The organism is Fimbriimonadia bacterium (assembly GCA_039961735.1).
Classification (GTDB): Bacteria; Armatimonadota; Fimbriimonadia; order Fimbriimonadales; family JABRVX01; genus JABRVX01.
The window spans coordinates 1-4,790 of the sequence record JABRVX010000027.1 but is presented as its reverse complement, the minus strand read 5'-3'; the positions used below and the strand labels follow the sequence as shown (position 1 = coordinate 4,790).

6 protein-coding genes are annotated in these 4,790 nt (G+C 61.9%); all 6 read right to left on the bottom strand.

Annotated features, from left to right (window positions below):
- Positions 1-317 (bottom strand): hypothetical protein (locus HRF45_07995; protein MEP0766464.1); only part of this gene is annotated, 317 nt, incomplete at its 3' end.
- Positions 318-370: 53 nt separating this feature from the next.
- On the bottom strand, positions 371-733 hold the full coding sequence (locus HRF45_07990; protein MEP0766463.1) for an aspartate 1-decarboxylase: 363 nt from the start codon (positions 731-733) through the stop codon (positions 371-373).
- A complete protein-coding gene (gene ccsA / locus HRF45_07985; GenBank protein ID MEP0766462.1) occupies positions 675-3,221 on the bottom strand; it encodes a cytochrome c biogenesis protein CcsA in 2,547 nt (848 codons plus the stop codon). The genes HRF45_07990 and ccsA (HRF45_07985) overlap by 59 nt, the downstream gene beginning before the upstream one ends.
- A gap of 58 nt (positions 3,222-3,279) precedes the next feature.
- On the bottom strand, positions 3,280-3,666 hold the full coding sequence (locus HRF45_07980; protein ID MEP0766461.1) for a cytochrome c maturation protein CcmE: 387 nt from the start codon (positions 3,664-3,666) through the stop codon (positions 3,280-3,282).
- Position 3,667: 1 nt separating this feature from the next.
- Positions 3,668-3,886: a hypothetical protein gene (locus HRF45_07975; protein MEP0766460.1), complete on the bottom strand. Its 219-nt coding sequence runs from the start codon at positions 3,884-3,886 to the stop codon at positions 3,668-3,670.
- A gap of 123 nt (positions 3,887-4,009) precedes the next feature.
- On the bottom strand, positions 4,010-4,774 hold the full coding sequence (gene ccsA, locus HRF45_07970) for a cytochrome c biogenesis protein CcsA (GenBank protein MEP0766459.1): 765 nt from the start codon (positions 4,772-4,774) through the stop codon (positions 4,010-4,012).
- Positions 4,775-4,790: the final 16 nt, after the last annotated feature.

Sequence of the window (4,790 nt, the reverse complement as noted above, 5' to 3'; positions counted from 1 at the left end):
GTGGCACGGGCGTCCCGCCCGTGATTGATCATGGGCAAGATGCCCATGCTACGCAGGATGTCCATGGTGCCCGTGGCACGGGCGTCCCGCCCGTGATTGACCATGGGCAAGATGCCCATGCTACGCAGGATGCCCATGCTACGCAGGATGCCGAGGGTGCCCGTAGCACGGGCGTCTCGCCCGTGATTGATCATGGGCAAGATGCCCATGCTACGCAGGATGTCCATGGTGCCCGTAGCACGGGCGTCCCGCCCGTGATTGACCATGGGCAAGATGCCCATGCTACGCAGGATGCCCATGCTACGCAGGATGCCCATGCTACGCAGGATGTCCAGGCTACGCAGGATGTCTGTGGCGCGGCTGTTAGGCCCTACCCCTCCCGCTGGAAGGGGGCGAGGTCGCGGACGTAGCGGTTGTTTTCGTCCACCAAGATGATCTTGGGCGTGACCGGTTCGTCCGTCACGATGAAGCTCACGATGATCAGCTTGTCGCCCACGGACACCTTGTACGCCGCGCCCCCATTTAGACCCACGCAGCCGGGCTCCCCGCGCATCGCATAGGTGGTGAAGCGCTCGCCGTTCGTCACGTCCCACACGTGCACCAGCTCGCCGTCAATCATCCCGACGCGGTCCATCAGTTCGCCATCGATTTCGATGCTGCCGATGTAGTCGGGGTTAGCGTACGTTACGCGTGCGTGGTGGATTTTGCTTTTCAGCAATTGAAGAAGGCGCATGCCCGTTTCCAGACGACCTACCGTTTCCGAGCAGCTCTTGCTTGCGGGAGAGCGCGCGAGAATCCAGTACCCGGCGTCGCACCGAAAGCAAGCTACCCAAGGTCATGATACCCGTGCCGAGCCACACGAGGCTGGTTAGCGGCTTGTAATGGACCGTTAGGGGCAGAAGCTCCTCTGCGGAGACCAACTGGAAGCCGATTGGCCCGTCAACGTCATGAACCGCCGAAACCCTCGCTACCTCGCCGTTGCCCAGCGGCGCCAGCAGCTCCTCGATTCCGTTCTCAGTCAATACGAATCCGGGCGCGACTTCGATCGTTTGCCCCATATGCTCCAAGCGGAATGTGGTGGTTACCCGAGTACCCGGCTTGTCGGTCGGTCCGTCTGCCTGCAACGGGGTGAGTCGAGTAATGGTTAGTGGACCGATCTTCTTTTGCTCTCCCGGTTTGAAGGAGACCACTTCGGTCTCTGGGCGCTGTGGCGGGTTGATGGCTACGTAGATATCGTTATCCACGCCGCGCTTGATCCACGGCCGAGTCATGCGCTGAGGCTCTTCGCGGCCCGGAGACCAGCGCTCCCAGTATTCGGGATGGGCCGTGAACTCGCGCTCCCCCGCCTTGAAGTGCAAAGCGAGTTCGCGCATCCGCTTCGTCTCGGAGCTGCGGGGCAACCAGCGGTCGTCGCCGCGGTGCACCCAGAACCCGAAAGCTTTGCCCGGGGTTCCGCCCTCGAGGACCACTTTCTCCTCCCGCTCGAATGCCATGGACACCACCATGCCGAGCAGCAGCACGGCCATCCCGATGTGCGCGATAAAACCACCCAGGGTAACGCGGCTTCGCTTGACGAGCTCGGCAATGCGATAGGCGTTCGCGGTGATGGCAAGGAAGGCAAGCGTGGCGAAGAGCAGCGGCACCAGCGTACGAATGTTCAGGGCAAAGAACCCCGTGACGGCGAGCGCCACGGCGGCGACCCACGGCACCGAGAATCGGTTCAGGAAGCGGCCCCCGTCGCCCTTGTGCCAATCCAGGAACGGCACGATGGCAGCGAGCAGCAGCATAAGCGCTCCAGGCAGAGCGAGGGCCGACTCGTAGAAACTCGGCTCCAGCGCCTCGGATTTGCCGGTGAGCAGGAACTTGATCCAAGGCCAGGACGTGCCGACCAACGTCAAGAGGGCTATGAAAACGATAGCCGCAATGCCCGCGTACAGCCCTTGCCTGCGTCCCAGACGAGCCCCTGCCGGGTCGGACGACTTTCGAGGCAGCCGCTCCGGGTCCTCGGGCTGGCGAATGAAGATGGCGCGCACCAGCAGAGCAAGCATCAGCACGGCCCATACGCCGATGGGCCACTTCAGGTAGGAGCCGAAAGCTCCAGGCACCATCAGCGCCCAAGCGAGGGTCACCATCCCGACAGCAACCAGCGCCGCATACCGGCGGGAGAAACGCGCAGACTTCATCGGGTCGCGGATCGACCGAGCCATGTGCGACCAGGTGAACAGCGCGACGAAGCCCACCGTACACGCTTCTACCATGCCGATCAGCAGTCGCTTAGTCTCGTGCTCCAGGCCGTCGAAAGAGTGTACGCTGACCTCGGCCAAGGTCCCGCTGCGGGTGAGAAACGTGCCGAACAGGAACGCGAGAAATGGGAAAGCGCATAGGAACAGGCTGGCCCGCGACATCCTTCCCGTCGTGTTGAGTACGTAGATAGCGTGCAGTGCAGCCACTGCCCCCAGGAAGGGCACCAGCGACACGTTCTCGACGGGGTCCCACGCCCAGAAGCCGCCCCAGCCGAGTGTCTCATAAGCCCAGAAGCCGCCGAGACACATGCCCAAACCCGTCGTAGCAACGGAGAACGCTGCCCAAGGCCGTGCCTTCACGGACCAAGCCTTCCGGTCGCCCCGTACCATGGCGGCAATGGCGAAGCAGAATAGGATGGCCAGCGAAGAGAAGCCGAGGAACATGATGGGTGGATGGATCGCCATCCAATAGTTCTCGAGCGCCGGAACCAAGCCGTTGCCGTCCGGGGGGACGAAGATTGCGCCGGAGGCGTCTCGCAGCCACTGGCCGGTCGCCTCGTCCACGTGATAGGTGAAAGGCGGCTTGAAAGCGATGATGCCCGCCAGCCCGGTCAGGACCAAGCTGTAGGCAATCATGAAGGGTCGTTCGAGCTTGCCCAGGCGTGTCATTACCAGGAGCCCGAGAGCACCGGTCAGCGTTGCCCAGAGCAGGAAGCTGCCCTCCTGCCCCGCCCAGGCTCCGGACACCTTGAAGTACCAGGGGATGTTCCGTTCACTGAATTGCCAGACGTACTCGAACTCGTAGCGCCCCGCGAGCAGAAGATAGACGAGGTAGCCTTCGACGGCGAAGAGCAGGACGCAGGCGACGCGGAATGCCCTGCGGGCAAAGGCTAGGTACTTCTCGCCCAGCACATACCCCAGCGAAGCCAAGGCGAAAACTGCGAGTGTTAGCCCGACCCCCAACTTGCCGATCAGCATTACGACCCTCCGCGCTGCTCAGCGTCGTCCGGCCTGCTGCGCGCAAGCCACATAGCAACTAGGTGCCCGATGTCTCGACCTTCCCTTCGTACTTCGACGGGCACTTCAACAGAATCTTGTCGCAGCGCATCTCCCCGTTTTCGACAGCCCCCTGTACCACGACCCTCGGCGCGGCCTCCATGTTCTCCGGCTTGAATCCATGGTACACGACGGGAAGCCGCTCACCCGTGGCCGCGTCCTCGACTACGAACCGCAGTTCCTTACGCTCGAGGTTGCTCACGATGCTGTCCGGCACGAGGTCAGCTGCAACGTGAACCTTGCGACCCGCAGCCGCTTTGGCCTCGGCAATGGTGACGTACGGCGAAGAACTCTGCATAAACGAATACACCGCCACCGCAATCCCGGCGGCGACGAGCAAGATCGTGATTATCGGACCCGCTTTCATCTTACTTGTTTACACCTACTACACAGTCGCCACGCCGATTGTCGGAGCGCTCGCTCCAGAATCTAGCGACAGTACCGTGATCCGCACGCACGCCGCGCGGATCGTCATGCCGTGTCGTTCCAATCTTCATGCTGAGCCGCTCCAAGCGCCATGCCGTGTCGTTCCAATCGTCATGCTGAGCCTGTCGAAGCATGCCCCCGCAATCCGCGCGTTCCCACATTTGGCACGCATCCCTGGCTCACCCGGCCGCATGCCTCGACGATCTCAGCATGACGGCTCCAGAGCTCGGACCGACAGGGCCCGCGGCTCTCAACCATCGACTCGCTTCGAATCCATATTACCGCTAAGTAATCGCCTCGTCTCCCTCTCGACGTGTCTGACGCGCCTCTCCACCCAGAACAGGTATCCCATCAGCGCCGACCAAACGATGAGTGGCGGGAGCATGACCGCCAGTCTCCAGTCCATATGCGTTCTCCAATCTCAGGGTCAGCTCACCCAGGCGTACCCGAAGGCGCATGACGAGCAGACCGATTGTCATGTACCCTGCGAATGATGACCACAGTACCGTTCGATAGATGGGATCGAGCCCTGCCGGACTGACCAACGTGTTCTCAGGATGCAGCGAAGCCCAGTATCTGGGCGCAACGAAAATGAGAAACGGCACGGTCACGATGGCGAACAGCGCGTAGCCCGCAGATAGGCTCGCCCTCCGCCTCGGGTCCTGGACCGAGGCGCGAAGTGCGAAATATGCCGCATAGATCAGCAGCTGCGCGACGATGGAGGTCTCACGCGGGTCCCAGTGCCAAGCGCTTCCCCACTGAATCAGAGCGAAGATGGAGCCGGTGACTGTTGCCAATACGCACATCAGGGTGCCCATCTCGATGGCCGCAAGCGACTTGACATCATCCATGTCCTGCTTGCGCCGCAGGAACCGCCCCGCATAGTAGGCCCCGATGGCGAAGAACACCACGCACGCGATGGCTGCAGGTACGTGGAAGAAGATGATCCGCGCCGCATCTTCTACCTGAAACTGGCTGGCAGGAGGCGCAAGGTAGGCGGCAACGATCACGGCCACCATGAACAGCCACAGAGCTACGCGAAGAACCAAGTCATTCTCTCCAAAT